The organism is Streptomyces stelliscabiei (genome assembly GCF_014873495.1).
Classification (GTDB): Bacteria; Actinomycetota; Actinomycetes; order Streptomycetales; family Streptomycetaceae; genus Streptomyces; species Streptomyces bottropensis.
Window position 1 is genome coordinate 3,279,807 of record NZ_JADBGF010000001.1, and the last position, 25,651, is coordinate 3,305,457.

Here is a 25,651-nt window from a genome sequence, read left to right on the forward strand (position 1 = left end):
GGGGGCGCCGGTCAGGGGTGCCCGGCCTGCCGCCGCACGCTCGGGTCATCGTTCCCGGCTCGCGAGGGAGCGGACCAACTCCTGCGCCTCTCCGATGAGTTCAATCTCCGGCGCGGTCATCGTCGGGGTGGCCGCCCGGCGCCGCCCCGCCTCGACCAGCCCCGCCTCCGTCAGGGCGGAGGGGCCGCCGGGCTGGTGGGCGAGAAGGGACACGAGGGTGGCCCGGGCGATCCCGGCGCGCAAGTCGGCGGTGTCCACGGCGACTTGGGCGAGGATCACGGCGGACATTCCCCAGTCGAGGCCGGGCGGCCCGTCCTCGGCGTTGCTCCAGTCGATGACCTGGGGGCCGTGGGGCGTGAGGATGACGTTGTCGGGGTGCAGGTCCAGGTGGAGGACGTGGCGGGTGGGAGTTGCCCCGGTGGGGGCCGGGCAGGTCTCGTCACCTGGTGCGCCGGGCCCGGGGGCTGTCCGGTCGGGGGGCAAGCGCATCGCCCGGTCGCGGGGCGGGAGCGCGTGGAGGGCGTGCAGGAGGCGGGCCGACGTGGCGCCCGCCCGCGCCGGGTCGAGCAGGCCGGTGACCAACGCCTCCAGCATCGTCGGGCCGGACAGGCGCTCCAGCACCATCTCCGTACGGGTCGCCGAGCGCACGCGCGGGACGGGGTACCCGTGGCCCCTTACGTACGCCATGACCTCGGCCTCGGCGGCCGCGTCTCCCCAGTCGTCGTTCCGGTAGCGCCGCAACACCCAGGCTTCGGCGGATTTCCCGGGGGCGGCGGGGCATTCCCGGCCGACGGGCCCTTCCCGGCCGACGGGCCCGCCCGTTTCGGCGCGTTCGCCGAGGCCGCCGATCTCGCCGGGGCCGCCGATCTCGCCGGGGCCGCGTCCGGTATGTCTGTCGACTCCGTCACGGTCGTCGAGGCTCTCGGGGGCGGTCGGTTCGCCGGGGGCCGTGAGCGGGGCGGGGGCGGGGGGCGTGGACTCGCCTTCGTCGGGGTGGAGTTCGTACACGTCGGCCGTGCGGCCCGAGCCCAGCAGTCTCCCCGTACGCATGGCCCGAACCTATCCCGGGGCTCCGGCGGCCCTCAGGGGTTTTGCTACCGGCAGGTACAGTGACCGGGTCGTCATCACACCCGTACAGGGGGAAGCCGGTGCAAATCCGGCGCTGACCCGCAACCGTGAGCCTCCCCCGGCAGGGGGCGGCAAGTCGGACTGCCCTGCACGGAATTGTGACCGGCTCGCGTCACCGGCGGCCCGCCGGTGTACGGCACCGTCGAGGAATACGGAGCCGAGCCGCCCGGCGCTTCGCCGTGCGTCCGGCTCCCGTCAGGGAGAGGCAGCAGCCGATCATGAATGTCCGCCGCAGCGCCACGGTGGTCGCCGTACTGGCCGTCACAGCCGGACTCGGGACCGGACCGGGTGCCGGAGCCGGGGCCGGTTTCACGCCGGTCGCCTCCGCCGCCGACGCGACCTCGGTGTCCGCCGACTCCTCCCCCGCTCCCTCCGCCTCGCCGTCGCAGGCGGTCCCCACCGGTCTGTACGGCTCCACCGACCCCACGTACGACGGTGTCTGGCGGCAGTCCCTGGCCCTGCTCGCGCTGGACACCGTGGGCGAGAAGCCCGGGGCCGGGGCCGTGGAGTGGCTCGTCGGGCAGCAGTGCGCGAGCGGGGCGTTCGCCGCGTACCGGGCCGACGCCACCGCCCGGTGCGTCGCCGGGACGGCGGTCGACACCAACAGCACGGCCGCCGCGGTGCAGGCGCTGGCCGCGCTCGGCGGGCGGGACGCCGAGGCCGAGCGTGCGGTGCGCTGGCTGAAGGACAGCCAGAACAAGGACGGCGGCTGGGGCTACACCGCCGGCGGGCCCAGCGACGCGAACTCGACCTCCGTCGTCATCGGCGCGCTGACCGCCGTCGGCGACGCCCCCGAGAAGCAGGAGAAGGCCGGCAACTCGCCCTACGACGCCCTCCGTTCCCTGGCCCTGCCCTGCGAGGGCGGCAAGGGAGGCACGGGTGGCGCCGGCGGCAAGAAGGACGGCGGCGCCTTCGCCTATCAGCCCGACAAGAAGGGCGCTCTCGCGGCGAACGCCGACGCCACGGCCGCCGCCGTACTCGGCAGCCTGGGTGCGGGGTTCGTGGCCGGGCCGGGCGACGGGCCGGCCGCCCCAGAGGATTTCGCCGAGAAGTGTGTCCCGGGTGGCTCCCCGGCGGATCTGGCCCACAACGGGGCCGTCCACCTGGCCGGTGACCTCGCCGCCGACGGCTACCTGACGTCCGCCCTCGCGGGCGCGAAGGACCAGCCCGATCACGGCAACACCGCCGACGCGGTCGTCGCGCTCGCCGCCGCCGGGGACCTGGACGCGACCGAGAAACCGCTCGCCTGGCTGGCGAAGAACCACGGCGCCTGGGCGGCCGGGGCCGGGCCCGCCGCGTACGCCCAGCTCGTCTTCGCCGCGCACGCCGCCGGTGCCGACCCGCGTGACTTCGGCGGCACGGACCTGGTGGCCCGCCTCCAGGACACCGGTCCCGCGCGCGACGTGGACGACCACTCCTCCGTGCCGAGCGACGACACGGCGGGCGAGGTGGACGGCGACGGTCCGGGCGCGGGCACGTGGTGGGCGGTCGGACTCGGGCTCGCCGTCGTCGCGGCCGTCGTCGGGTTCGTGTCGGTGCGGGCCGGCCGGAAGCGGCGGGAGGCGTGACCGGGCGTCGGCGGGACACCGTGGCGCGTTCGGCCGCGTGGCCGCTGCTCCGGCCGCGTGGTGTGCTGCTCGTGCTGGCCGGAGTCCTGCTCGTGCTGACGAGTGTGGGCGCGGGGCAGGCCCGGGCCGCCGCGTACCGCTACTGGTCGTTCTGGGAGCGGGACGGCTCGGCCTGGACCTACGCCACGCAGGGGCCGTCGACCGCGCGGCCGTCCGACGGGGATGTGCAGGGGTTCCGGTTCGCGGTCAGCCGCGACTCCGCGGACGCGGCCCGGCCGCGCGGGGGCGCCGACTTCGCCGCCGTCTGCGGGGGAACGGCCGCGCGGGGCGGGGAGAAGCGGGTCGCGCTGGTCGTCGACTTCGGTACGGCGGCGGACGCGCCGGACGGCGAGACGCCTCCGGCGGCGCGTACGGCGTGTGCGCGGGTTCCGGACGACGCGAGTACGGCGGAGGCGCTGGCGTCCGTCGCGAAACCGCTGCGATACGACACGAACGCGATGCTCTGCGCGATCGCCGGGTATCCGGGGCAGGGGTGCGGTGAGGCGGTCGGCTCGGATGCCGATACGGATGCGGATGCCGGCACCGACGCCGGCGCCGATGGCCGTGCCGATGCCGACAGCCGTGGCGCTGCAGCGAGTTCACGGTCCGCTGCCGCCTCCGACGCGGGAGACGGGCCGCCTGACGGGCCCTCCGTCGGGCTGTTCGTCGGCGTGGGTGTGGTCGCCGTGCTCGGCGGCGCGGCGGTGTGGCAGGCGCGCCGGCGCCGGGGCTAGGAGGCGTGATGCGGTGGTTCACCCGGCGCCCGGAGGCGGCGCCTGCCGGGGGCCGGTCCCGCGGCCCGGCGGTACGAGGTGTCGCGGCGCCCGCCCGTGGCGTCCCGACGGCACGGCTGCCCGCGGCGAGGACGGCCGAGCGGCGCGCCCTCGGCCCTGCGCTGCGGCAGCCCGCGGACAGGCCGGCGCCCCGGGGCCCCGGTGTGCACCCCCTCGCCTGGTGGCTCTGGGCCCTCGGGCTGGCGACCGCCGCGTCCCGGACCACGAACCCCTTGCTGCTCTGCCTGCTCATCGCGGTCTCCGGGTACGTCGTGGCCACGCACCGGACGGACGCGCCGTGGGCCCGGTCGTACGCCGCGTTCGTGAGACTGGGGCTGGCGGTGCTGGTCGTCCGCCTCGGTTTCGCGGTCGCGCTGGGCTCGCCCGTCCCCGGTACGCACACTCTGGTCACCCTGCCCGAAGTACCGCTCCCCGCCTGGTCGCAGGGCATCCGGCTGGGTGGCCGCGTCACGGCGGAGGGGGTGCTGTTCGCGCTGTGCGACGGGCTGCGGCTGGCCGCCCTGCTGATCTGTGTCGGCGCCGCGAACGCCCTCGCGAACCCGGCACGGCTGCTCAAGTCGCTTCCCGGCGCCCTCTACGAGGCGGGCGTCGCGGTGGTGGTGGCGATGACGTTCGCGCCGCATCTGGTGGCGGACGTCCAGCGGTTGCGGGCCGCGCGACGGCTGCGCGGGCGTCCCGACCGTGGCGTGCGGGGACTGCTGCAGGTCGGACTGCCGGTGCTGGAGGGCGCGTTGGAGCGGTCCGTCGCGCTCGCCGCCGCGATGGACTCGCGCGGCTACGGCCGTACCGCTCGGGTCCCGGCCCGGGTCCGCCGTACGACCGCCGCGCTCACCCTGGGCGGGCTGCTCGGCGTCTGCGCGGGAACGTACGGCGTGCTGACCGCCGAGGGCGGCACCTACGGCCTGCCCGTCCTGCTCACCGGACTGGTGGCCGCGCTCACGGGCCTGCGACTGGGCGGCCGGCGCTCGCCGCGCACCCGCTACCGGCCGGACGTGTGGGGCGTGCGCGCCTGGCTGGTGGCCGGGTCCGGCACCGCTGTCGCCGTGCTGCTGATCGTCCTCGCCGCGTACGACTCCGCCGCCCTGCACCCCGGCGTCGTCCCCCTCGCCTCCCCGGACCTCCCCCTCCGCCCGGCCGCCGCGATTCTGCTGGGCCTGGTTCCCGCGTTCGCCGTGCCCGCCCCGCCGAGGCCCGCCCGGCCCGGTCCCCCGCCGACGGCCGGTCCACCGACCGCCGTCCCACCAACCGCCGTCCCACCGACGAAGGAACCCGCGTGATCCGCTTCGAGGGTGTCTCCGTGACGTACGACGGAGCGACCGAACCCACCGTCCGGGGAGTCGACTTCGAGGTCCCGGAGGGTGAACTCGTGCTCCTTGTCGGCCCGTCGGGCGTGGGCAAGTCGACGGTCCTCGGCGCGGTGAGCGGGCTCGTGCCGCACTTCACCGGCGGCACCCTGCGCGGCCGGGTCACGGTGGCCGGGCGGGACACCCGCACGCACAAGCCGCGTGAACTCGCCGACGTGGTCGGCACGGTGGGGCAGGACCCGCTGTCGCACTTCGTGACCGACACCGTCGAGGACGAACTCGCCTACGGCATGGAGTCGTTGGGGCTCGCTCCGGAGGTGATGCGGCGACGGGTGGAGGAGACGCTCGACCTGCTGGGCCTCGCCGGTCTCCGCGACCGTCCCCTCGCCACGCTCTCCGGCGGTCAGCAGCAGCGGGTCGCCGTCGGGTCGGTCCTCACCCCGCACCCTCGGGTGCTCGTCCTCGACGAGCCGACCTCCGCGCTGGACCCGCCCGCCGCCGAGGAGGTCCTCGCCGTGCTCCAGCGGCTCGTCCACGACCTCGGCACGACCGTCCTCATGGCCGAGCACCGCCTGGAGCGCGTCATCCAGTACGCCGACCGGGTCGCCCTCCTCCCGGCCCCCGGCGCCCCGCCGGTCCTCGGCACCCCGGCCGAGGTGATGGCCGTCTCCCCGGTGGCTCCGCCGGTGGTGGAGCTCGGGCGACTGGCGGGCTGGTCCCCGCTGCCGCTGACGGTGCGGGACGCACGCCGCCGGGCGGGCCCCCTGCGGGATCGCCTCACGGCGCACACCCCGGACGCCCCCCGCACCCTGGAGAGGCACGGGGACCTGCGCGGGGACCTGCACGGGGACCTGCGCGACGGACCACGAAGCACCGGCACCCCGCGCCCAGCGGAAGCCCCCGCTCCGCCCCCGGCCCGCCCCTCCCCTCGCCCCTCCTCCCGTTCCTCCCCTCGCTCCTCCTCCCTCCTCCGGCGCCTCCTGGACAGGCGCCCCGCCCCTCCGACCGCCCCTCCAACCGCCGAACCTGCGGTCGTCGCGGCCCTCGATGTCCACCGCGGCCACGTCCACGCCCTCACCCGCGTCGACCTCACCGTCACCCCCGGCGAGACGATCGCGCTCATGGGCCGCAACGGCGCCGGAAAGTCCACACTGCTCGCGGCACTGGTCGGGCTGGTGGAACCGGCGGCCGGCTCGGTGCGCGTGGGCGGGCTGGTCCCGCACCGGACGGCGCCCGGAGATCTCGTACGCCGGGTCGGGCTCGTGCCGCAGGAGCCCCGCGACCTCCTCTACACCGACACGGTCGCGACGGAGTGCGCGGCGGCCGACCGGGACGCGGGGGCGGAGCCGGGCACGTGCCGGGGGCTCGTCTCGGAGCTGCTGCCCGGGGTCGGGGACGGCACGCACCCCCGGGATCTGTCGGAGGGGCAGCGGCTGGCCCTCGCGCTCGCGGTCGTCCTCACGGCCCGCCCGCCGCTGCTGCTCCTCGACGAGCCGACCCGGGGCCTGGACTACGCGGCCAAGTCCCGCCTGGTCGCGACCCTGCGTACGCTCGCCGCGGCCGGCCACGCGATCGTCCTGGCCACCCACGACGTGGAACTGGCCGCCGAGCTGGCCCATCGCGTCGTGATCCTCGCCGACGGCGAGATCGTGGCCGACGGTCCGACCCCCGAGGTGGTGGTCGGCTCCCCGTCCTTCGCCCCTCAGGTCACGAAGATCCTCGCGCCCCAGAGCTGGCTGACCACGGCGCAGGTACGAGGCGCCCTGCGGGCGGCGGACCCGGCCCCCGGATCGGACCCGGCCCCGGACCTGGCCCCCGGGTCGGCCCCGACCCCGGAAGCGCGGCAGGCCGCCGCCGCACCGGAGACCCTCGCCACGCCCGGAGACCCCGCCCCGCCCCACCCCGAGGAACGGCCATGAGCGACTCCTCCCCCGCGAACCCCAGCCGACGCCCCCGTCCCGTCCCTCTCTCGCCCCGCACCGTCGCCGCCCTCCTCCTCGTCGGCCTCGTCGGCGCGGCGGCCTTCGGCTGGCCCTTCCTCGCGGACCCCGGCTCGCAGGTCACCGCGCACGCGCGGGACGCGCCCTGGTTGTTCGCGGGACTGCTCGTGCTGCTGGTCGGTGTGGTCGGCGCGACACTGTCGGAGGCCGGGCTGGGCGCGAAGGCGGTGGCGATGCTGGGGGTGCTCGCGGCGACCGGTGCCGCGCTGCGCCCCATCGGGGCCGGAACCGCCGGCATCGAGCCCATGTTCTTCCTCCTGGTGCTCAGCGGCCGGGTCCTCGGCCCCGGCTTCGGCTTCACCCTCGGCGCGGTGACGATGTTCTCGTCCGCGCTGCTCACGGGTGGTGTGGGGCCGTGGATGCCGTTCCAGATGCTGGCGATGGGATGGTTCGCGATGGGTGCCGGGCTGCTGCCGGGCGCGCACCGTCTGCGCGCCCGCGGCGAACTGGCGCTGCTCGCCGCCTACGGCTTCGTCGCCGCCTTCGCCTACGGCACGGTCATGAACCTCTACGGCTGGCCCTTCATCGACACGCTCGCCTCGGACATCGCCTTCGACGCGTCGGCGGCCCCGGCCGCGAACCTCGCCCGTTTCGTCGCGTACTGCCTCGCCACGTCCCTCGGCTGGGACCTGGGCCGCGCGGTCGTCACCGTCGTCCTGACCCTCACCCTCGGCACCCCGCTCCTGAAGGCGCTGCGCCGGGCCACCCGCAGGGCCGCCTTCGAGAGCGCCGTCACGTTCGATCCGCCCTCGCGGTGAACCCCCTGTGAGGTCCGGGGCACCGTGCGTTGCGTGAGCCGTGAACCACCCCACAGGACCCACATCACATACGAACCGGGGTCGTAGATCGAAGCGCGTGGCATGCGCATGAAGAAACCCGTACCGACCTGCGCATTGAGAGCCACGTCACAGACGTGGCCTCGGACGCGGATACGACCACAACTAGCAAAAAGGGTCATTGCGGACGGCCGTCCGGGCTGTTTCTCTGGAGGAGTCGCACGGCGCCGACGAGCCCACCCGGGCCTCGGCGCCGACGTACGCCCCCACCGCACACCACGTGGTGAAGGCATGCCCGCGACGGCCCTGTCCCCGTAGAAAAGGATCCCCGTGACCCGCTCCGCTCTCCGCCGCATCGCCTCCCCGAAGAAGGCCCTCGCCGGTGTCACCCTGGCCGCTGCCGCCACCGGTGCCCTGCTCGTCGCCGCGCCCGCCCAGGCCGCGTCGGAGGCCTCTCAGGCGCAGGCTGTCGCGAAGAAGATGATCGCGGACTCGGCCCAGTACACGTGCTTCTCCCACATCGTCGACCACGAGAGCGACTGGAACATCCACGCGACGAACTCGTCCTCCGGCGCCTACGGCCTGGTCCAGGCCCTCCCCGGCTCGAAGATGTCCTCCGCGGGCTCCGACTGGAAGAACAGCGCCGCCACCCAGATCAAGTGGGGCGTGGACTACATGAAGGACCGCTACGGCAGCCCCTGTGGCGCGTGGAACTTCTGGCAGGCCAACAACTGGTACTGATCCGGCGCGCCCGGCACCACCCGCACCCCCGCACGACCAGCACCACCGGCACCACCACCCAGAGCGAAGGCGGCGGCCCCCGATCCCCGGGGCCGCCGCCTTCTTCGTCGTCCCCGTCCCGGATGCGGTGGCCCTGACCGGGGCGGAGAATGGAGGGAGTCCCTGAACTCCCTCCCACGCCACGCGCATCGGGAGCCGTGATGGACCGAACGGAACTCTTGACGGTGTTCTACGGGGAGGGACCCGTCCCTGTTCTCTGGGCGACCGACTGTCCCGTGCACTTCGACGTGTGGCTGGCGTTCGCCGAGTCTTCGCCGCCCTCGCCGCCGTCGGCACCCACGCCGACGCCGGCATCACCGTCGGCATCACCGCCGGCGTCCCATCCACCGTCGTCGCCGTCGTCGTCGTACCGGCAGGATCTGATCCTCGCCGTGCGTGAGGAGTACGGCGTCGAGCGGGCCCTGGAGCGGTTGCGGGAGCTGCGGTTGACGGACGCGTGCCGGCCGGTCGCGGCCGGCAGCTTCGTCGTGGCGCAGGTGACGCTGGAGGAGTTGGTGACGGCGTTGCTGCCGCTGACCAGTCTCGCGGGGGTGGTGCGGGTCGCCCACGAACTCGCCGTCGAAAGCGGGGCGGAGGGGATCGAGGCGGCACTCGCGGGGCACATCCGGGCACCGGCGACCAGCGAGATCCACGACAACATGCAGCGCCGGCAGGAACGCGGCCGGCAACTCACCTGGTTCCTCAACCTGCTGGCCCACGTCCTGGCGGAGGCCGGCCCGCGCGCCGGCGAACACGACGTGACCGGCACCCTCGTGCGGATGCTGGCCGAGTCCGCCCCGGACGCGTACCCGGTGCGCGGTGCCCACAGCCCCGTCGGGCAGGTCGTCGACCGGCGGCTGAAGTACCCCATCGTGTCCGTGACGACGAACCGCCGGGCGACCCACGCGGTCGTACGGTCCCGGCGGACCATCAAGGCCGACGCCGCCGAGCAGGTGTTCTCGGTGGACAGTGCCTCCCTCGGCTGGGCCGTCGTGGACAGCGGCATCGACGCGCGGCACTCGGCGTTCCACGAGTGGGACACCACCGTCTCGCCACCGCGCCGACTGGAGTCGCGCATCGCCCGCTCCTTCGACTTCACCTGCGTACGGGCGAAGCTCCCCGACGACGCGCTGGTCAACGGGCTGGTGAACTGGTCGGCGGCGCTGCCGTCCGTCGAGACGGCTCCGGCCCCCGGCCCGCCCGCGCCGGGGCAGCCGGACGCGTACGTACCGCCCGCCGACCAGCACGGCACGCACATCGCCGGGATCATCGGCGGGTGGTGGCCGGAGCTGGAGTTCCGGGGCATCTGTCCGCGCATCCGGTTGTACGACTTCCGGGTGCTGAACGACGACGGCGAGGGCGACGAGTTCTCCATCGTCACCGCGCTGCAGGCGATCCGGCACATCAACGAGCAGGCCGGACGGTTCGTCATCGCCGGGGTCAACCTCAGCCTGTCGGTGCCGCACGACGTCGCCACCCACTCCACCGGGTGGACACCGGTGTGCGTCGAGTGCGACCGGCTGTCCCGGTCGGGGGTGGTGGTCGTGACGGCGGCCGGGAACGCCGGATTCACCGGGGCCGTACGCACCCTCGGCTCCGGCTTCCACGACATCAGCATCTCCGATCCCGGCAACGCGGAGTCGGTCATCACGGTCGGCTCCACCCACCGCAGCAATCCCCACCGCCACGGCGTCAGTTACTTCTCCAGCCGTGGCCCCACGGGAGACGGGCGGCCCAAACCCGACCTGGTGGCGCCGGGTGAGGACATCGACGGACCGATCCCCGGGGAGGGCATCGCCGCCATGCACGGCACCAGCCAGGCGGCGGCACACGTCAGCGGGGCCGCGGCCATGCTGCTGGCCCGCTACCGCGAGTTGCTCGGCCGCCCCGAGCGCGTGAAGGAGATCCTCTGCGCGACGGCGACCGACCTCGCCCGAGAACGCGACTTCCAGGGCCATGGGCTCGTCGACGTACTGCGTGCCATGCAGTCCGTGTGACGGCCGAGCACCGGTCCGGCGAGGCAGGCGACCATGCTGACCTTCGATTTCCTCGACGCCCGCCACGGCGACTGCTTCCTCGTGCGCTGGGACGCGGACCACGACGGACCCGCCCCGCCGGGCGCGCCGGGCCCGGACCACGAGCGCGTGATGCTCGTCGACGGCGGCCCCGCCGGCGTCTACCGGGCCTCCCTCCAGGGCCGGTTGCACCGGCTCACCGGCGGGCACGGTGGCCCCGCGCCCGACCCTCCGCCGAGCGACACCCCTCCCCACCTCGACGTCGTCTGTCTCTCCCATGTCGACGACGACCACGCGGGCGGGCTCGTACGTCTCTTCCGGGACATGCGCCAGGCCCAGCAGGACGGGGAGGCCCTGCCGTACGAGGTGGACGCGCTGTGGTTCAACTCCGTGGAGGAGCTGGTCGACCAGCGGGCCCCGGGCCTGAGCGCCTCCGTGCATCCGCTCCTCGAACGCGCGGCCGCCTCCGGCACGGCGGTCACCGCCAGCTACAACCAGGGCCGGGACATCCGCAACGCGGCCGCCGCCCTGCGCCTGGACGGCAACGCCCCCTTCCGGGGCCCCCTCACCGAGGGTGCCGAGACGACCCTGCACGACCTGGACGTCACGGTCGTCGCGCCGGACGAGGGCGCGCTGGCCGAGCTGGCGGAGAGGTGGCGCGAGGCGAAGCGGCGCGGCGACCCGGAGGTCATCTCAGCGGCGTACGCGGACGATTCGGTGCCGAACCTCTCCAGCATCGTGCTGCTCCTGCGGCACGCGGACGGCACCGCGCTGCTCACCGGCGACGCCCGCGGGGACCACGTCCTCGCCGGACTGCGCGCCCTCGACCTGCTCGACGACGCCGCCCCGCTCCACGTGGACCTGCTGAAGCTCCCGCACCACGGCAGCGACCGGAACGTGGAGCCCGGCTTCTTCGAACGGATCCGGGCCGACCACTACGTCGTCTCGGCCGACGGCGTCCGTCACCATCACCCGGGCGAGGACACCCTGCGATGGCTCGTCGAGTCCCGCGCGCCCGAGGACGAGTACGTCGTCCACCTCACCAACCACATCCCCTTCGCCGAGGAGGCGCTGGCGCGGCTGCGCACGGACAGGGCCTTCGAGGTCGATGTCAGGGGGCCCGCCGACCAGGCGCTCGTCATCACGATCGGAGACCGGCCATGACCAAGTCCCGGCACGCGCAGGACACGTTCACCCGACCCGCCCCGGACCCCGCCCCACCGCTCGCCGACCCCTCCCGGGAGAGGCACACCGGCCCGCCCGACGGCCCGGCGTGGGCCGTCGACTCCCCCGCCCTCGGCACCGGCCTGACCGTCCGGCCCTGCGGCGACCCGCTCCGCCCGGCCGAGCCGCCGCCCGCCGCCGGCATCCCGGTCGCCCTCGCCCTCTCCGGCGGAGGCTTCCGCGCCACGCTCTCCGCCCTGGGCTTCGTCCGTCTGCTGGCCGGCACCGGGCTGCTCCGTCACCTGCGCTACTCGTCGTCCGTGTCCGGCGGCTCGCTGGCGAACGGATGCCTGGCCACCGCCTGGCCGGCGCTGCGCGCACGGGACTTCACCCCGCAGGCCGTGGACGAGCTGGTGATCGCCCCGTTCGTCGACCGCGTCTCCTCCCACTCCCTCAAGCGGACGCTCCTGCGCGACATCTGGCGCACCCTCGGCCCCACCACCCGCACGGACCTGCTGGCCCGCCGCCTCGACGACTGGCTCTACGACGGGACCGAGCTGGAGAACCTGGATCCCCAGGTCCGCTGGATCGTCAACGCCGCCAACCAGACCACCGGCGTCCGCTTCACCTTCGAACGCGACGTGTACGGCGACTACTCCATCGGCCTCGCCCGCACGAACGGCACGGGTCTGCGCCTCAGCCGGGCCGTCTCGGCCTCGGCGGCCGTCCCCGGCGCCTTCCCGCCCGTGGTCCTCGACGCCTCCCCCTTCCCCTGCGCCGCACACCGCCCCGCCCTGCTGGACGGCGGTACGTACGACAACACCGGCCTCGAAGCCATCGACAGCGACACCTACCGGCACACGTTCCTGTGCGCGCTCAACGCGGGGGGCCTGCTGCGTCCCGGCATGTACGGCCGTGTCCCGGTGATCCGGGACCTCGCGCGAGCCAACTCCCTCCTCTACCGCCAGAGCACGGCCCTGCGCACCCGGGCCACCGTCGAACGCTTCCGGCGCGCCGCGGCACTCGGCCCCGTCGGCGAACTCCCGCCCGGGGCCCGCCGGGGCATCCTGGTCCAGCTCGCCACCGACTTCCCGGCCGCGGACCCGCTCCCCCGCACCTGGCGCGCGACCTTCCCCGAACACCGCACGCACGACGGCCGCGACCTCGCCCTCGTCCCCACCGTCTTCGACCGTCTCAGCCCGTCGCTGTGCCGGGCCCTGGTCCACCGGGGCTGGTGGCTCGGCGGCGCCGCCCTCGCCGCCCACCACCCCGAACTGCTCCCCTCCGACCTGACGACCCTCGACCCACCGGAGCTGTGAGCGTCACCGACGGCCACCGTCCCGGCCACGGCCACGGCCCCGCCCCCGCCCCCGCCTTCAGCAGACCCGGCCCGGCTCCCCGTCCGGCAGATACAGCGCCCGTTCCTGCTGGGTGAGGTCGCGGTGGATCGCTCGGCAGATGCCGGTGACCGCCTCGGCCGGGAGCGGCAGTTTCGCGTCCCACAGGCTCAGACGATCGCGGTGGTCACCGACCGCGAGGGTGCGGCCGTCGGGGCTGAACGCCAGCCTCGCCGCACCGTCCGCGCCGGGAAAACTCGCGCGCGCGTACCGTGTGGCGGTGTCCCACAGCCGTACCGCGCTGCCGCCGGCCGTGGCGAGGGTGCGGCCGTCGGGGCTGAACGCCAGCTCGATGGGCCCCTCGGTGAGGCTGACGGTGAGCGTGGCGTCGAGGTGTCCCGTGTCGGTGTTCCACAGCCGTACCGTGCCGTCGGACTCGGCGGAGGCGAGAGTGCGGCCGTCGGGACTGAACGCCATCGACTCCACCTGCCGGTAGAAGAAGGGGAGGTCGCCTCTCGCCCCCTTCGGCGAGGCGCTGCCCTCGGGTTCGCTGAGCGTGGACCGCACCCGCCCGGTGACGGGATCGCGGAGCCGGATGTCCCGGTTCCGGCCCCCGGTGGTGGCGAAGAACTCGCCCGTGGGGCTGTACGCCAGCGGCGAGCCCTCCTCGGCCTCGGGGAGTTCGACGCGGGGCCGCCCGGTGCGGGCGTCCCACAGCACGAGGCCGTCGCCCACCGTCACCAGGGTCTTTCCGTCGGGGCTGAACGCCATCCCGTTGACGAGACGGACGGGCAGAGTGGTCCGGGGCCGCCGGGTGGCGACGTCCCACAGCTGTCCTCGCGGGAGGCCGCTGATGGCCAGGGTCCTGCCGTCGGGGCTGAACAGGACCGACCCTGCGCCGGTCAGCCCGTCGGCGAGGGTCGCTCGCGCACGGCGGGTGGCCGTGTCCCACAGCCGGACCACCCCGTCGGTCCTCGCGTCACGGGCGGACATCCGGACACTGCTGGTGGCGATGGTGTCGCCGTCGGGGCTGAAGGCCACCGACTGCAGATCCCCGCCGGGCACGTCCAGCGTGGCGCGGGGGCGGTTCGTGCCCACCTTCCACAGCCGGACCCCGGCATCGCCGCCGCCGGAGCCGTGGGCCTCGTCGCCCGTGGCCAGTTCCGTACCGTCCGGGCTGAACGCCACGGACATCACGGGGCTGGTGTGGCCGGTGAGGGTGGTGGCGGCGCGGCCGGTGGCGAGGTCCCACAGGCGTACCGTGCCGTCGTAACTACCGGCGGCCAGGGTCGTGCCGTCCGGGGCGAACGCCATGGACTCCACGCGGCTGCTGGCGCTGGTGAGGGTGGTCCGCTGCTTGCCGTCGGCCGTGTTCCACAGGTGGACGGTGCCGTCCTCGGTGCCGGTGGCGACAGTCCTGCCGTCGTGGCTGAAGGCCAGTGAACTGACCACTCCCGTACGGCTCCTGAGGGTGAGCAGTACGCGCCCGGTGGCCAGGTCCCACAGCTGCGCGGTGTGGTCCCGGGTGCTGGTGGCGAGGGTGCGCCCGTCGGGACCGAACGCCACCGCCATCTCCAGGCCGGTGGGCCCCCTGAGGGTGGTCGTGACGCGGCCGCCGGCCACGTCCAGCACCTGCCCGCTCTCCGTGACGGCCAGCGCGCGCCCGTCGTGGTCGAAGCCCACCGCCGCCATGTTGTCGTCGTCGGGTTCACGGACGGCGACCGAGGCCCTGACGCGCCCGGTGTCCGGGTCCCACAGTCGCGCGTCGTCGTTGCCGCTGGTGGCGATGGTCCTGCCGTCCGGGCCGAAGGCGAGGGTGCGTACGAAAGCGGGGTCGTCCTTGTCCTCGGGGCCGGCGAGCACCTTCCGGGTGCGGCCGGTCGCCGGGTCCCACAGCCGTACCGTGCCGTCGAAACCGCCGCCGGCGAGGGTCTTCCCGTCGGGGCTGTAGGCCAGGGTCGACACGGTCGAGGTGTGTCCGGTCAGCCGGTGCTCCAGCGGGACGGCCGCGGCCGCGTACAGGCTCCGGGTGGCCTCGCGGGTGGGGCTGGTCCGGTAGGCCTTGATGGCCAGGAGCGAGGCGAGATCGGTGTCGCTCTCCAGCAGCGCGGCGGACTGGGCGGCCAACTGGCGCGAGAGTCCGTCGCGTTGGGCGTCCAGGGCGCTCTGCCGCTGCCAGTAGGCGACGGCCGTCGCGGTGAGCGCGAGGGCGAGGAGACAGGCGAGGGAGCCGACGAGGACGCGCAGACGGCGGGTGGTCCGGGCGCGGGCGCGTTCCTCCTGGTCGAGGGCGGAGATGCCGGCGGTGAGGAACGCGGCCTCCCGGTCGGTCAGTTCGTCGGTGTGGCGCGGCCCCCCGAAGTACTCCCGTGCCGTGGCGAGCCGGCTCCCCCGGTACAGCGCGCCCGCGTCGCGGCCCAGCTCCTCCCAGGCGCGGGCCGCCTCGGTCAGCTGCCGGTGGGCGCGCAGGCGGTCCCGGTCCTCCTCGATCCAGCCGCGCAGCCGGGGCCAGGCCGTGATGAGCGCCTCGTGGGCGAGGTCGACGCTCGGGCCGTCGAGGGTGAGGAGGCGGGCCCCGGCCAGGGCCTCCAGGACCCGGGCGACCTCCGCCCGGCCGGTTCCCGTGGTCTCCAGCTCGTCCCGGTCGGCGGGCCTGCGGGTGTCGGGCGTGCCGTCGCCGGGGGAGATCAGCCGCAGGAGCACCCGGCGGGCCGTCACCGCCTCGCCCTCGGTGAACCGGCCGTACGTGTCCTCGGCGGTCTTGGCGATGGCCCCGTCCAGCCCGCCGGCCGCCTCGTACCCGGCGAGGGTCAGCGTCTTGCCCCTCCGGCGACGCCATGTCTCCAGCAGGACGTGCGAGAGCAGCGGCAGACCGCCGGGCGCGTCGGTGATCTCCTCGACCAGCCGTGTGGTCAGGGCCCGTTCCACGGTCAGTCCGGCGGCCGCGGCGGGCTTGACGACGACCTCGCGCAGCTCCGCCGGACTCATCGGCCCGGCCAGCAGGTTGGCGTCCCCGAGCGCCCCGGCCAGTTCGCGGTGTTCGGCGCAGCGGCCGTAGAAGTCCGCGCGCACGGCGACCAGGACCCGCAGCCGGCTCTCCGGGTCGCGTGCGGTCAGCAACAGGTCGATGAACCGCGTCCGTTCGGCCACGTCGTGGCAGAGGGTGAAGACCTCCTCGAACTGGTCGACGACGACGAGGGTGTCGCCGGTGCCGTCGCCGGGCGTGATCGCCTCCCGCAGCAGGTCATGGGTGCGGGCCAGGTGGTCGCCGGGGGTCAGGATCCGGATCCCGGACAGCCGCGGGCCCGGTTCCGGGTGTTCCGGGGATTCCCGCGGCTCCGGCGACTCCCGCGCCTCCCGGAGGACGGGTATCAGGCCGGCGCGCAGCAGGGAGGACTTGCCGATCCCCGACGGCCCGAAGACCGCCGCGAACCTTCGGCGGCGCAGCAGCCCGGCCAGCTCGGCGGTGAGGCGGTCCCGGCCGAAGAAGAGTCCGCTGTCGTCGGTCTCGAACCGGGCCAGCCCCCGGTACGGCGGCCGCGCGTCCCCGCCGTCGTTCTCCGGGTCGAAGGCGGCGGCCTCCTCGACCGCCTGGTGCCAGCGGCTCTCCCACTGCGCCGGGTCGCCTCCGCAGGCCCGCGCGAAGGCCAGGGCCACGGGCAGCGTGGGCAGCTGCTCGCCGCCGGCGGCCTGGGAGAGGGTGGTGATCGAGTAGCCCGCCCGCTCGGCCATCGCCCGGTAGGTGAGGCCGCCCGCCTCGGTCCGCAGCTTCCGCAACTCGAACGCGAACCGCTGCACCGGCCCGGCCCCCGGATCGACCGGCACCTCACGACGACCCGCCACCGTGCTGAATCCCCTCTCGCACCCGTACTGTCCCGGACACCCCACCGTACGCATCCGGCCACCTAAGCGGAGAGATCGCGTCCGGCCATTGTTTGGCAGGCCCGACCCCCCTGCCTGACAATGCGCGACCCGCTGGAATAGGTGGTGCGGGCGGTACGGCCACGGGGGACATGCCGCCCACGGGGGAACGGGGCGGCACGACCGGCCGCCACGGGGGAAAGAGGCGGCACGGGGGACTTGCCGCACGGGGGAAGGCCCTGCTGGTCGCGGGACGACCAGCAGGGCCACCTCAGTCCTCGGGCCCGCCGGACGGCTGGACAGCTGGACGGCTGGACGGCGAGGAGCGACAGCCGGGCGGGGCACGGACCAACCGCCGGACGTCCCACGGACCCACCGCCGGGCGGGGCACCGGCCGTCGGTCCGACGGGCCCGGCCGGGCGGGGCACCGGCCGTCGGTCCGACGGGCCCGGCCGACCGACCGACCGAGGGCAACGACCCGCGACCCGACACCGGCGAGCGCCGGACGGCCACGGGCCGACAAGAGGACGGCTTCCGCCTCATCGCCGCGGGGCAGCCGACGCGAAGCCGTACGGCCGTCGGCAACCGGACGGCGGCCACGAGGCATCGACCGTCACCCGTCAGCCGTCACGCATCGGCCGTAGGGCCCCGGCCCGGGAGCCGTCAGGCGGCACGCCCGCCATCGGCGACGGGGCACCAGCGGTGCACGGGAGCGCGGCGGACGGAAGCGGCGGAGCCTCCTCCCCCGTGCCTCCCAGCCGTCACCCCGCACGCCGCCCCACCTCACAACCGCTGGATGATCGTCCCCGTCGCCAGGCCTCCACCCGCGCACATCGTCACCAGCGCGAACTCCTTGTCCGTCCGCTCCAGTTCGTGCAGGGCGGTGGTGATGAGGCGGGCGCCCGTCGCGCCCACCGGGTGCCCGAGGGCGATCGCCCCGCCGTTGACGTTCACCTTCGTCAGGTCCTGGTCGAAGACCCGCGCCCAGCTCAGCACCACCGACGCGAAGGCCTCGTTGATCTCGACCAGGTCGATGTCCTTGAGGGACATCCCCGCCTTCCCCAGCACCGCCTTGGTCGCGTCGATCGGCCCGTCGAGGTGGAAGTGGGGGTCGGAGCCGACCAGCGCCTGGGCGACGATCCGCGCCCGGGGCCGCAGCTTCAGCGCACGCGCCATCCGCTTCGACGCCCACATGATCGCCGCCGCGCCATCGCTGATCTGGGAGGAGTTGCCCGCGGTGTGGACCGCCGTCGGCATGATCGGCTTCAGTCGGGCCAGCGCTTCCGCCGACGTGTCCCGCAGCCCCTCGTCGTGGTCGACGAGCCGCCACATGCCCTGCCCGGCCCCCTGCTCCGCCTCGGTCGTCGGCACCTGGACGGCGAACGTCTCCTTCTTGAACCGCTCCTCGGCCCACGCGGCGGCGGCCCGTTCCTGGGAGAGCAGCCCGAGCCCGTCCACGTCCTCCCGGGTGAGCCCCCGGTGCCGCGCGATCCGCTCCGCCGCCTCGAACTGGTTGGGCAGGTCGACGTTCCACTCCTCCGGGAACGGCTTGCCGGGCCCGTGCTTGGACCCCGACCCGAGCGGCACCCGGGACATGGCCTCGACCCCGCAGCTGATCCCGACGTCGATGACACCGGCGGCGACCATGTTGGCCACCATGTGCGAGGCCTGCTGCGAGGAGCCGCACTGGCAGTCGACCGTGGTCGCGGCCGTCTCGTACGGCAGGCCCATGGTCAGCCAGGCCGTGCGCGCGGGGTTCATGGACTGCTCGCCGGCGTGGGTCACCGTGCCGCCGACGATCTGCTCGACGCAGTCGGCGGGGATGCCGGTGCGGCCGAGGAGTTCACGGTAGGTCTCGCCCAGCAGGTAGGCGGGGTGCAGGTTGGCGAGCGCGCCACCGCGCCTGCCGATGGGGGTGCGCACGGCTTCGACGATCACGGGTTCCGCGGCCATGGGGATTCCTCTCAACGGTTACCCGCGCGGCGCGGGGCGTCCCGGCCCGGCCCGCCACGCAGAACTAGTACGCGTTCTAGTTCTCCTCAGCAGTCTGCTGAGCGCGGCTCCGGGACCGCAAGGGGCGTGCGGCAACTGAAAAGCCGAACGAAAGCCCCGTACCCCTTGCTTGTTCTAGAACCCGTTACTACGGTCACCGCAATTCCCTCTGTCTGATGCTCCGTCAGGAGTGGCCGATGCCCTGTCCAGCGCTGCCCGACGGGTTCGACTTCACCGACCCCGACCTGCTGCACCACCGTGTCCCCCTCCCGGAGTTCGCCGAACTGCGCCGCACGGAACCGGTCCACTGGATCCCGCAGGCACCCGGCATCGCGGGCTTCGCGGACGAGGGCTACTGGGCCGTCACCCGGCACGCGGACGTCAAGTACGTCTCCACGCACCCGGAGTTGTTCTCCTCGACGGTCAACACCGCGATCATCCGCTTCAACGAGCACATCGAGCGCGACGCGATCGACGCCCAGCGGCTGATCCTGCTCAACATGGACCCGCCGGAGCACACCCGGGTCCGCCAGATCGTGCAGCGCGTCTTCACCCCGCGGGCGATCCGCGCGCTGGAGGACAACCTGCGCCACCGCGCCCTCACCATCGCCCGGGAGGCGGGCGCCCACGCCGGGCCCTTCGACTTCGTCACCGAGGTCGCCTGCGAACTCCCGCTGCAGGCCATCGCCGAGCTGATCGGCATCCCGCAGGAGGACCGCATCCGGATCTTCGAGTGGTCGAACCGGATGATCTCCTACGACGACCCGGAGTACGCGATCACCGAGGAGGTCGGCCAGCAGTCGGCGATGGAACTCATCGCCTACGCCATGAACATGGCCGCCGACCGCAAACAGTGCCCGGCGAAGGACATCGTCACCACGCTCGTGGCCGCCGAGGACGAGGGCAACCTCGCCTCCGACGAGTTCGGCTTCTTCGTGCTGATGCTGGCGGTCGCCGGCAACGAGACGACCCGCAACGCGATCACCCACGGCATGCACGCCTTCCTCACCCACCCCGACCAGTGGGACCTCTACAAGCGCGAACGCCCGGCGACGGCGGCCGAGGAGATCGTCCGCTGGGCCGCACCGGTCAACTCCTTCCAGCGCACCGCCACCCAGGACCTCGAACTCGGCGGCAAGCAGATCAGGAAGGGGGACCGCGTCGGCATCTTCTACGCCTCCGCCAACCACGACCCGGACGTCTTCACCGACCCCGACTCCTTCGACATCACCCGTGACCCCAACCCCCACCTCGGCTTCGGCGGCGGAGGCCCGCACTTCTGCCTCGGCAAGTCCCTGGCCGTCCTGGAGATCGACCTGATCTTCCACGCGATCGCCGACGCGATGCCCGGCCTCCGGCTGGTCGGCGAGCCGAGCCGGCTGCGCTCGGCCTGGATCAACGGGGTCAAACACCTCCAGGTGACCACCGCCTGACCGCCCCACCCCCGCAGTGCTCGGGCCGACGGCCTCCCGGCGCCGTCGGCCCGACCCGATGGAGGCAGGGGCGCACACCCCCCTACGCCCCGCCCCTGCCTCCGTCGTTCTGCCGGGAGGCCGGCGACAGGCCGCGGTCCGCCGGCGGCGGCTCGCCAGGTTCTCCGGGCACCTGCCGGGGCCCGGATGCCCTCGGCCCCGTCAGGAGGTACGTCAGGCCGAAGCCCGCGCCCACCACCGCCGCGCCGCCGACCGCGTCGAGAATCCAGTGGTTGCCCGTCGCCACGATCGCCAGGACCGTGAAGAAGGGATGCAGCAGGCCCAGCACCTTCATCCACATCCGGGGGGCGACCAGCGCGATCGTGAGCCCGCACCACAGCGACCAGCCGAAGTGCAGCGACGGCATCGCCGCGTACTGGTTGGTCAGTTCGGTCAGCCTGCCGTAGTCCGGCCGGGAGAAGTCCTGGACGCCGTGGATGGTGTCGATGATGCCGAGGCCGGGCATCAGGCGCGGCGGCGCCAGCGGGTAGAAGAAGAAGCCCACGAGCGCGAGGACCGTGGTGAAGCCGATGGCCGTGCGGGCCCAGCGGTAGTCGGCGGGGCGGCGCCAGTAGAGGACGCCGAGGACGGTCAGCGGGACCACGAAGTGGAACGACGTGTAGTAGAAGTCGAAGAAGTCCCGCAGCCGGTCGATCCCGACGACCGTGTGGTTGACCCAGTGCTCGATGTCGAGGAACAGGGCCTTCTCCACGGCGAGGACCTGCCCGGCGTGCTCCTCGGCGGCGGCCCGGCTGCCGGTGGCCTCCAGCCGGGTGCGCTGGTAGGCGGCGTACGTGACGCGGATCAGCAGCAGTTCCAGGAGCAGGTTGGGACGGGTCGCCACCCGGCGCAGCAGCGGCGCCCAGCTGAAGCGGGTCTCCACCGCGGGGGCGTACTCCGTCGGGATCGGCGCCCGGTAGTACACCGAGGTGCGGGACAGGAACGGCACGGTGAGCGCGGCGGCGAGCGCGGTCAGGAGGACGACGTTGTCACGCACCGGATGCAGGACGGCCCCGTTCGGCACCGTCATCTTCGCGGGCAGCGTCGTCACCAGGACGACGGCGACCGGCCACACGTACCGTGACGAGGCCTTCCGGCCGACCCGGCCGACCGCCGCGAGCAGCACCCACAGCAGCTGGTGCTGCCAGGACGTCGGCGAGACGGCGACCACGACACAGCCGGTGAGGGCGACCGCGAGCAGCAGCTGTCCGTCGCGGGCGTAGCGGACGGCCCGGCGCAGGCCGAGTACGGCGACGGCGGCGGCCAGCGCGAGGAAGACGGCGATCTCCAGCGGGCCCGTGAGGCCCAGCCGGAGCAGCGCGCCGTGCAGGGACTGGTTGGCGAGGCCGTCCGCCCGGCCGCCGAGGCCGACGCCGGCGAGGTGGTGCACCCAGTAGGTGTACGAGTCGTGCGGCATCGCGGCCCAGGCGAGGGCGGTGGCCCCGGCGAACGTGATGCCGGTGCCCGCGGCGGCGCGCCTGCGGCCGGTGAACCACAGCAGCGGCACGAACAGCAGCACGGTCGGCTGGAAGGCGGCGGCGAGCCCGACGCAGACGCCGCTGGCGCGCTCGCCCCGGACGACGAAGCAGCCCACGAGGACGAGCAGGACGGGGAGAACGCTGGTCTGGCCCAGGTGGAGCGTGTTGCGCACCGGCAGCGACAGCATCAGCAGGGTGACGGCGACGGGGGCCGCGAGCAGGGCCGTCCGGCGGGTGACGGGCCGGGGCAGGGCGCGGGCGGCGACGAGGCCGAGGGCGACGACCAGCAGGAGGGTGCCGAAGGTCCAGCCCCAGCCGAGGGCCTGTTCGGCCGTTCGGGTGAGGGGCTTGAGGACGAGGCCGGCCAAGGGGGTGCCGGTGAACTGTGTCGAGTCGTAGAGGGAGCCGTTCACATGCAGGACGCCGCCGGCCCCGACCCAGGTCTCCAGATCCGTGAGCCGCTCACCCCTGGGTGTGCGCAGCACGACGGCGATCTGGCGCGCCGCCAGGATCGCGGCGACCAGCCACAGCACGGCGCGTACCGTCCCCAGCCGGCCCGCCGTCGGGCCCGCTCCGGCGGCACCGCCCGGTCTGCTCTGCTCCGTGGCCACGCGCTGTCGTCCTCCCGACCCGTCGACGTCCCCCGGCGAGGCTCGCACCGCCCCCGGGCGGGACGCGGGCAACCCTCTCTTCACCTGAGAGTCGCCCCTGTTTTGTCCGGATGACGATAGTGCGCGGAGAGCCGCCCCCACGCTCAAGGGCGCGACGTGGATCACGGATGCCCACCACGGGCGGGGTCGTGACAGGCCACTGACAAATACCTGAAAGCATGGCTGTCGGCATGAACGCCAAGGCGGCGCACGGCAGCGCACAAGCGGGGGGAGCACGGGGGATGAACGGTCGCGTACGGGGGCGCGGACGGCTACTGGTCGTCGTACTCGCCCTGCTGGGCTTGCAGCTGGCGTCGCTCGTGGCACCGGCGTACGCCTGCGGCTGCGGTGCGATGGTGCCGGACGACCGGCGGAACGTGTACGTGAGCCGCGAGAGGTCCGTCGTGCGCTGGGACGGCCGCGAGGAACAGATCGTGATGAGCCTGACGGTCTCGGGTGACGCCCGCACGGCCGCCTGGATCATGCCGGTGCCGAACCGGGCGACGGTGAGGCTCGGTGACGCGGCCGTCTTCGAGCGGCTCGACGAGGAGACCGCGCCCGTGTACGAGCGACGGGAGTACTTCTGGCCGCGCTCGGGCGACTGGCCGTTCGACATGTTCGAGGGCGACGTTACGGCGGGGGACGCCGCGCCCCGGAGTCCGGGCGCCCCGGTGGATGTCGTCGGCCGCGAACGGCTCGGCCCGTTCGACGTGGCCCGGCTGACCGCCACCGACTCCGGCGCGCTCGGCGACTGGCTCGACGACAACGGCTTCGCTCTCCCGGACCGCCTGGACACGGCCCTGGAGCCGTACGTCCGGCAGGAGTGGGAGTACGTGGCGATCCGGCTGGCCCCCGAGGACACCGCCGCCGGTCTGCCGCTCACGGGCACGCTGGACCCGCTCCACCTCACCTTCGCCGGCGACGAGTTGGTCTACCCGATGCGTCTGTCGCGGCTGGCCGGCACCCCGCAGGCCCTCGACCTGTACGTGCTCGCCGAGCACCGGATGGAGCCCGGCTCCTCGATCGGCGGGGACGAGCCGGTGGTGACGTTCGCCGGGCGCCTCGGCCGGCAGGCCGGCCCGCTCGGCGACCTCACCGAGGGCGGTACGGACTTCCTCACCGCCGTCGAGCAGGACTTTCCGCGGCCGGAGCTGATCTCCGGCGATCACACGCTGCGGCGGGCCGCGGCCGACGACACCTATCGAAAGGTCATCCACGTGGACGAGATGTGGACCGTGTGGGGCATCCCCGGCTGGCTGGTGTCGTTCGGCATCGGCATCGCCGTGCTGGCGATCAAGGCGGTGGCCGTCGGGTTCGTGCTCCGACGCAACGCGAAGCGGCAACCGCCGCCCGTGCCACCGCCGGGCGCGGCCCTGTACCCGCCGGGCGCCCTCCCGCAGGCCGCCGGCCCCTACCCGCCGGGGGCACCGGGGCCCTACCCGCCGGGGCCGTACCGGCCGGAGGCGCCCGCCGCTCCGGCCGACCCGAAGCTCGGACCCCGCCCGGGACCGAACTCCGGACCGAACGGCTGAAACACGCCCCGGGAACCGCTGACAGGAAGGCCGCCCCGCGCCTATATTCATTAGCGCACCTACTTAGCTGATCTAAGTAACTGTCCTGATGAAAGGCGCGGGAGGCACAGCTTCATGAGCGAGTCGCGGACCTGGGACGACGTCGACGCCTACTTCACCACCCACCTCGCCCCGAACGACGAGGCCCTGGAGGCGGCGCTGCGCGACAACGAGGCGGCCGGGCTCCCGGCCATCGACGTCGCCGCCAACCAGGGCAAGTTCCTTCATCTCCTGGCGCGGATCCAGGGTGCCCGCCGCATCCTGGAGATCGGCACCCTCGGCGGCTACAGCACCATCTGGCTGGCTCGGGCGCTGCCCGCCGACGGCCGGCTGATCTCCCTGGAGTACAGCGCCCGGCACGCGGAGGTCGCCTGCCGCAACATCGCGCGCGCCGGACTGGAGGGCATCGTCGAGGTACGGGTCGGCCCCGCCCTGGAGTCGCTGCCCAAGCTGACCGACGAGAACCCCGAGCCGTTCGACCTGGTCTTCGTCGACGCGGACAAGGCCAACAACCCGCACTACGTCGAGTGGGCCCTGCGCCTCACCCGGGCCGGCAGCGTCATCGTCGTCGACAACGTCGTACGCGGCGGCCGGGTCACCGACGCCGACAGCTCCGAGCCGGACGTGCGCGGCACCCGGGCCGCCATCGAACTCATCGCCACGCACCCGAAGTTGAGCGGCACGGCGATCCAGACGGTGGGCAGCAAGGGGTACGACGGGTTCGCGCTGGCCCGGGTGCTGGACTGACCTCCCCGGGGTCCCCGTCAGGCCTCGTGGTAGAAGCCCACGTTGACGCTGCGGGGGCCCGTGCGGTCGTAGATGACGAGTTCGCCGGAGCTGCCGTGCGGGAGCTTCGCGGTACCGCCGTACGGGAGCGGCGAGGGCTGGTGGCCGAGCAGGGTCAGCCGCACCTCGGAGGAGGGGTCGGCGTGCGAGCCCCGCAGCCAGGTGACCTGCCAACTCCCGTCGGGGGCGCACAGGAACTCCAGGTGCACGCGGGAGACGAAGAGCCAGTCGTCGGGTGTCGCGAGCCGGCACACCGCCCGATCGCGGCCCACCCGGAGCACGCCGCCCGGCTCGCTGGGCGCGTCGGCCATCTGCATGCCGGCCGTCGCCCCGGCGTCCGCCTCGGAGACCGAGGCCATGGTGAGTTCGAGCACGTACCGCTCCTAACGGGTCAAACTCCGATTGTCGCTGCGCACGGCGCGTTTGCGGTGCCGCCGCCGCATGATAATTCGCCGGATCGTCCTGCTGTGCGGGCTCCGGCACAATGGACGCATGACCGAGCGCAAGCCCCCCGGTGTCAGCTTCGAGTCCTTCGTCGACAAACAGATCCGCGACGCGGAGGCGCGCGGCGACTTCACGACCCTCCCCGGCGCCGGCCGCCCCCTGCCGGACGACAACACCACCTACGACGAACTCTGGTGGATCAAGCGGAAGATGGCCCGCGAGGGCCTCTCCGTCCTGCCCCCGACCCTGGCCCTGCGCAAGGAGGCGGAGGACGCCCTCACGACGGCCGCCGACGCCCCTTCCGAACACGCCGTCCGCAAGATCATCACCGAGATCAACACCAAGATCCGCGACATGATGTTCAAACCGCCCCCGGGCCCACCACTCGGCCTGAAGCCGTACGACGTGGAAGAGGTGGTACGGCAGTGGCGGGCGGGACGGGAGCGGCGCGAGGGGCGTGACCCGGCGAACGCCGGTGAGTGAGGTCCCGGC

18 protein-coding genes and 1 riboswitch are annotated in these 25,651 nt (G+C 73.9%); of the genes, 13 read left to right on the forward strand and 5 right to left on the reverse strand.

The features are described 5' to 3' along the window. Window positions 1–45: 45 nt before the first annotated feature. Window positions 46–1,050: a phosphotransferase gene (locus H4687_RS14335; RefSeq protein ID WP_050398289.1), complete on the reverse strand. Its 1,005-nt coding sequence runs from the start codon at window positions 1,048–1,050 to the stop codon at window positions 46–48. Window positions 1,051–1,092: 42 nt separating this feature from the next. Next, a riboswitch (cobalamin riboswitch) is annotated at window positions 1,093–1,235 on the forward strand. A gap of 111 nt (window positions 1,236–1,346) precedes the next feature. On the opposite strand from H4687_RS14335, the gene H4687_RS14340 reads away from it, so the two are divergent. The 9 genes from H4687_RS14340 to H4687_RS14380 all read left to right on the forward strand — a co-directional run bounded on the left by H4687_RS14340 (window position 1,347) and on the right by H4687_RS14380 (window position 12,887). Continuing rightward, on the forward strand, window positions 1,347–2,696 hold the full coding sequence (locus tag H4687_RS14340) for a prenyltransferase/squalene oxidase repeat-containing protein (RefSeq protein WP_046918281.1): 1,350 nt from the start codon (window positions 1,347–1,349) through the stop codon (window positions 2,694–2,696). Further along, window positions 2,693–3,469 (forward strand): SCO2322 family protein, encoded by a 777-nt coding sequence (locus H4687_RS14345; protein WP_373560647.1) that lies wholly within the window; start codon window positions 2,693–2,695, stop codon window positions 3,467–3,469. Before H4687_RS14340 ends, H4687_RS14345 begins: the two co-directional genes overlap by 4 nt. A 203-nt stretch (window positions 3,470–3,672) precedes the next feature. Next, window positions 3,673–4,806 carry an energy-coupling factor transporter transmembrane component T gene (locus H4687_RS14350; RefSeq protein ID WP_050398304.1) on the forward strand — a complete coding sequence of 378 codons (1,134 nt, stop codon included), beginning with the start codon at window positions 3,673–3,675 and terminating at the stop codon, window positions 4,804–4,806. Continuing rightward, the gene (locus H4687_RS14355) at window positions 4,803–6,752 is read left to right on the forward strand and encodes an ABC transporter ATP-binding protein (RefSeq protein WP_050398288.1); all 1,950 of its coding nucleotides are present in this window, start codon (window positions 4,803–4,805) and stop codon (window positions 6,750–6,752) included. The genes H4687_RS14350 and H4687_RS14355 overlap by 4 nt, the downstream gene beginning before the upstream one ends. Continuing rightward, window positions 6,749–7,591, forward strand: coding sequence for an ECF transporter S component (locus H4687_RS14360; protein WP_050398287.1), 843 nt, complete (start codon window positions 6,749–6,751; stop codon window positions 7,589–7,591). The genes H4687_RS14355 and H4687_RS14360 overlap by 4 nt, the downstream gene beginning before the upstream one ends. Window positions 7,592–7,939: 348 nt before the next feature. Further along, window positions 7,940–8,350, forward strand: coding sequence for an aggregation-promoting factor C-terminal-like domain-containing protein (locus tag H4687_RS14365; RefSeq protein WP_005478676.1), 411 nt, complete (start codon window positions 7,940–7,942; stop codon window positions 8,348–8,350). Window positions 8,351–8,550: 200 nt separating this feature from the next. After that, complete coding sequence (locus H4687_RS14370; RefSeq protein WP_046919924.1) at window positions 8,551–10,386, forward strand: S8 family serine peptidase; 1,836 nt, start codon at window positions 8,551–8,553, stop codon at window positions 10,384–10,386. A 33-nt stretch (window positions 10,387–10,419) separates the two neighbouring features. Beyond that, window positions 10,420–11,568 carry a ComEC/Rec2 family competence protein gene (locus H4687_RS14375; RefSeq protein ID WP_050398286.1) on the forward strand — a complete coding sequence of 383 codons (1,149 nt, stop codon included), beginning with the start codon at window positions 10,420–10,422 and terminating at the stop codon, window positions 11,566–11,568. Further along, window positions 11,565–12,887 (forward strand): patatin-like phospholipase family protein, encoded by a 1,323-nt coding sequence (locus tag H4687_RS14380; RefSeq protein WP_050398285.1) that lies wholly within the window; start codon window positions 11,565–11,567, stop codon window positions 12,885–12,887. Before H4687_RS14375 ends, H4687_RS14380 begins: the two co-directional genes overlap by 4 nt. 57 nt (window positions 12,888–12,944) lie before the next feature. Here H4687_RS14380 and H4687_RS14385 read toward each other — a convergent pair whose 3' ends face one another. Continuing rightward, on the reverse strand, window positions 12,945–16,748 hold the full coding sequence (locus H4687_RS14385) for an nSTAND1 domain-containing NTPase (protein ID WP_050398284.1): 3,804 nt from the start codon (window positions 16,746–16,748) through the stop codon (window positions 12,945–12,947). Window positions 16,749–17,549: 801 nt separating this feature from the next. Next, a complete protein-coding gene (locus tag H4687_RS14390) occupies window positions 17,550–18,719 on the reverse strand; it encodes a steroid 3-ketoacyl-CoA thiolase (protein ID WP_046917786.1) in 1,170 nt (389 codons plus the stop codon). A gap of 236 nt (window positions 18,720–18,955) precedes the next feature. Here H4687_RS14390 and H4687_RS14395 point away from each other — a divergent pair, with 236 nt between their 5' ends. Further along, entirely contained in the window at window positions 18,956–20,191 is a 1,236-nt protein-coding gene (locus H4687_RS14395) for a cytochrome P450 (RefSeq protein ID WP_046917787.1), read from the forward strand. Window positions 20,192–20,273: 82 nt separating this feature from the next. Here H4687_RS14395 and H4687_RS14400 read toward each other — a convergent pair whose 3' ends face one another. Next, the gene (locus H4687_RS14400) at window positions 20,274–22,319 is read right to left on the reverse strand and encodes a bifunctional glycosyltransferase 87/phosphatase PAP2 family protein (RefSeq protein ID WP_046917788.1); all 2,046 of its coding nucleotides are present in this window, start codon (window positions 22,317–22,319) and stop codon (window positions 20,274–20,276) included. Between the two features lie 281 nt (window positions 22,320–22,600). Here H4687_RS14400 and H4687_RS14405 point away from each other — a divergent pair, with 281 nt between their 5' ends. Together H4687_RS14405 and H4687_RS14410 are read left to right on the forward strand one after the other, a co-directional pair. Continuing rightward, complete coding sequence (locus H4687_RS14405) at window positions 22,601–23,890, forward strand: DUF2330 domain-containing protein (protein WP_046917789.1); 1,290 nt, start codon at window positions 22,601–22,603, stop codon at window positions 23,888–23,890. Window positions 23,891–24,004: 114 nt separating this feature from the next. Next, complete coding sequence (locus H4687_RS14410; RefSeq protein WP_046917790.1) at window positions 24,005–24,676, forward strand: O-methyltransferase; 672 nt, start codon at window positions 24,005–24,007, stop codon at window positions 24,674–24,676. A gap of 17 nt (window positions 24,677–24,693) precedes the next feature. On the opposite strand, the gene H4687_RS14415 is transcribed toward H4687_RS14410, so the two are convergent. Next, window positions 24,694–25,089 (reverse strand): FHA domain-containing protein, encoded by a 396-nt coding sequence (locus H4687_RS14415; protein WP_005478697.1) that lies wholly within the window; start codon window positions 25,087–25,089, stop codon window positions 24,694–24,696. Window positions 25,090–25,207: 118 nt separating this feature from the next. Here H4687_RS14415 and H4687_RS14420 point away from each other — a divergent pair, with 118 nt between their 5' ends. Then, on the forward strand, window positions 25,208–25,642 hold the full coding sequence (locus H4687_RS14420) for a DnaJ family domain-containing protein (protein WP_046917791.1): 435 nt from the start codon (window positions 25,208–25,210) through the stop codon (window positions 25,640–25,642). The last annotated feature ends 9 nt before the right edge of the window (window positions 25,643–25,651 follow it).

Bases quoted from the DNA above. Each gene is read 5' to 3' on its own strand.
- H4687_RS14335 (WP_050398289.1), bottom strand. From the start codon at position 1,050: ATGCGTACGGGGAGACTGCTGGGCTCGGGCCGCACGGCCGACGTGTAC.
- H4687_RS14340 (WP_046918281.1), top strand. From the start codon at position 1,347: ATGAATGTCCGCCGCAGCGCCACGGTGGTCGCCGTACTGGCCGTCACA.
- H4687_RS14360 (WP_050398287.1), top strand. From the start codon at position 6,749: ATGAGCGACTCCTCCCCCGCGAACCCCAGCCGACGCCCCCGTCCCGTC.
- H4687_RS14370 (WP_046919924.1), top strand. From the start codon at position 8,551: ATGGACCGAACGGAACTCTTGACGGTGTTCTACGGGGAGGGACCCGTC.
- H4687_RS14375 (WP_050398286.1), top strand. From the start codon at position 10,420: ATGCTGACCTTCGATTTCCTCGACGCCCGCCACGGCGACTGCTTCCTC.
- H4687_RS14380 (WP_050398285.1), top strand. From the start codon at position 11,565: ATGACCAAGTCCCGGCACGCGCAGGACACGTTCACCCGACCCGCCCCG.
- H4687_RS14390 (WP_046917786.1), bottom strand. From the start codon at position 18,719: ATGGCCGCGGAACCCGTGATCGTCGAAGCCGTGCGCACCCCCATCGGC.
- H4687_RS14395 (WP_046917787.1), top strand. From the start codon at position 18,956: ATGCCCTGTCCAGCGCTGCCCGACGGGTTCGACTTCACCGACCCCGAC.
- H4687_RS14405 (WP_046917789.1), top strand. From the start codon at position 22,601: ATGAACGGTCGCGTACGGGGGCGCGGACGGCTACTGGTCGTCGTACTC.
- H4687_RS14410 (WP_046917790.1), top strand. From the start codon at position 24,005: ATGAGCGAGTCGCGGACCTGGGACGACGTCGACGCCTACTTCACCACC.
- H4687_RS14420 (WP_046917791.1), top strand. From the start codon at position 25,208: ATGACCGAGCGCAAGCCCCCCGGTGTCAGCTTCGAGTCCTTCGTCGAC.